Genomic DNA, 2391 nt, shown 5'->3' on the forward strand with positions numbered 1-2391 from the left:
AACACAGTGGACGCGAGCAACTGAGGACAAGCCCTCGGCCTATTAGTACCAGTCAGCTCCACCCGTTACCGGGCTTCCACATCTGGCCTATCAACCCAGTCGTCTACTGGGAGCCTTAACCAATCAAGTTGGTGGGAATACTCATCTCGAAGCAGGCTTCCCGCTTAGATGCTTTCAGCGGTTATCCCTCCCGAACGTAGCCAACCAGCCATGCCCTTGGCAGGACAACTGGCACACCAGAGGTTCGTCCGTCCCGGTCCTCTCGTACTAGGGACAGCCCTTCTCAATATTCCTACGCGCACAGCGGATAGGGACCGAACTGTCTCACGACGTTCTAAACCCAGCTCGCGTACCGCTTTAATGGGCGAACAGCCCAACCCTTGGGACCGACTCCAGCCCCAGGATGCGACGAGCCGACATCGAGGTGCCAAACCATCCCGTCGATATGGACTCTTGGGGAAGATCAGCCTGTTATCCCCGGGGTACCTTTTATCCGTTGAGCGACAGCGCTTCCACAAGCCACTGCCGGATCACTAGTCCCGACTTTCGTCCCTGCTCGACCCGTCGGTCTCACAGTCAAGCTCCCTTGTGCACTTACACTCAACACCTGATTGCCAACCAGGCTGAGGGAACCTTTGGGCGCCTCCGTTACTCTTTAGGAGGCAACCGCCCCAGTTAAACTACCCATCAGACACTGTCCCTGATCCGGATCACGGACCCAGGTTAGACATCCAGCACGACCAGAGTGGTATTTCAACGACGACTCCACAACCACTGGCGTGGCCGCTTCACAGTCTCCCACCTATCCTACACAAGCCGAACCGAACACCAATATCAAACTGTAGTAAAGGTCCCGGGGTCTTTCCGTCCTGCTGCGCGAAACGAGCATCTTTACTCGTAGTGCAATTTCACCGGGCCTATGGTTGAGACAGTCGAGAAGTCGTTACGCCATTCGTGCAGGTCGGAACTTACCCGACAAGGAATTTCGCTACCTTAGGATGGTTATAGTTACCACCGCCGTTTACTGGCGCTTAAGTTCTCAGCTTCGCCGACCCGAAAGTCGGCTAACCGGTCCCCTTAACGTTCCAGCACCGGGCAGGCGTCAGTCCGTATACATCGCCTTACGGCTTCGCACGGACCTGTGTTTTTAGTAAACAGTCGCTTCTCGCTGGTCTCTGCGGCCACCCCCAGCTCAGGAAGCAAGTTCCCTCACCAGTGATGGCCCCCCTTCTCCCGAAGTTACGGGGGCATTTTGCCGAGTTCCTTAACCATAGTTCACCCGAACGCCTCGGTATTCTCTACCTGACCACCTGAGTCGGTTTAGGGTACGGGCCGCCATGAAACTCGCTAGAGGCTTTTCTCGACAGCATAGGATCATCCACTTCACCACAATCGGCTCGGCATCAGGTCTCAGACTATATGCACGACGGATTTGCCTACCGTGCGTCCTACACCCTTACCCCGGGACAACCACCGCCCGGGCTGGACTACCTTCCTGCGTCACCCCATCGCTTACCTAGTACAAGTCTGGTTCGTCGGCTCCACCACTACCCTCAACTCCGAAGAGATCGGGCCGGCTTCACGGACTTAGCATCGCCTGATTCAGTATTGGGCGTTTCAAAGCGGGTACCGGAATATCAACCGGTTGTCCATCGACTACGCCTGTCGGCCTCGCCTTAGGTCCCGACTTACCCTGGGCAGATCAGCTTGACCCAGGAACCCTTAGTCAATCGGCGCACACGTTTCTCACGTGTGTATCGCTACTCATGCCTGCATTCTCACTCGTGAACCGTCCACAACTGCCTTCCGGCGCTGCTTCACCCGGCACACGACGCTCCCCTACCCATCCCAGCACCCGTTAGGGCTTACATACTGGAATGACACGACTTCGGCGGTACGCTTGAGCCCCGCTACATTGTCGGCGCGGAATCACTTGACCAGTGAGCTATTACGCACTCTTTCAAGGGTGGCTGCTTCTAAGCCAACCTCCTGGTTGTCTCTGCGACTCCACATCCTTTCCCACTTAGCGTACGCTTAGGGGCCTTAGTCGATGCTCTGGGCTGTTTCCCTCTCGACCATGGAGCTTATCCCCCACAGTCTCACTGCCGCGCTCTCACTTACCGGCATTCGGAGTTTGGCTAAGGTCAGTAACCCGGTAGGGCCCATCGCCTATCCAGTGCTCTACCTCCGGCAAGAAACACACGACGCTGCACCTAAATGCATTTCGGGGAGAACCAGCTATCACGGAGTTTGATTGGCCTTTCACCCCTAACCACAGGTCATCCCCCAGGTTTTCAACCCTGGTGGGTTCGGTCCTCCACGAAGTCTTACCTCCGCTTCAACCTGCCCATGGCTAGATCACTCCGCTTCGGGTCTTGAGCGTGCTACTCA

Annotated in this window: 1 rRNA gene (only partly in view); it reads right to left on the reverse strand. The window is 56.4% G+C overall.

Features of this window, described 5'->3' with window-relative positions:
* Positions 1-22: 22 nt before the first annotated feature.
* Positions 23-2391 (reverse strand): 23S ribosomal RNA (locus ACFYW1_RS38850) (it continues 729 nt past the right edge of the window).

Origin of the sequence: Streptomyces sp. NPDC002669, assembly GCF_042889165.1 — a bacterium.
Classification (GTDB): Bacteria; Actinomycetota; Actinomycetes; order Streptomycetales; family Streptomycetaceae; genus Streptomyces.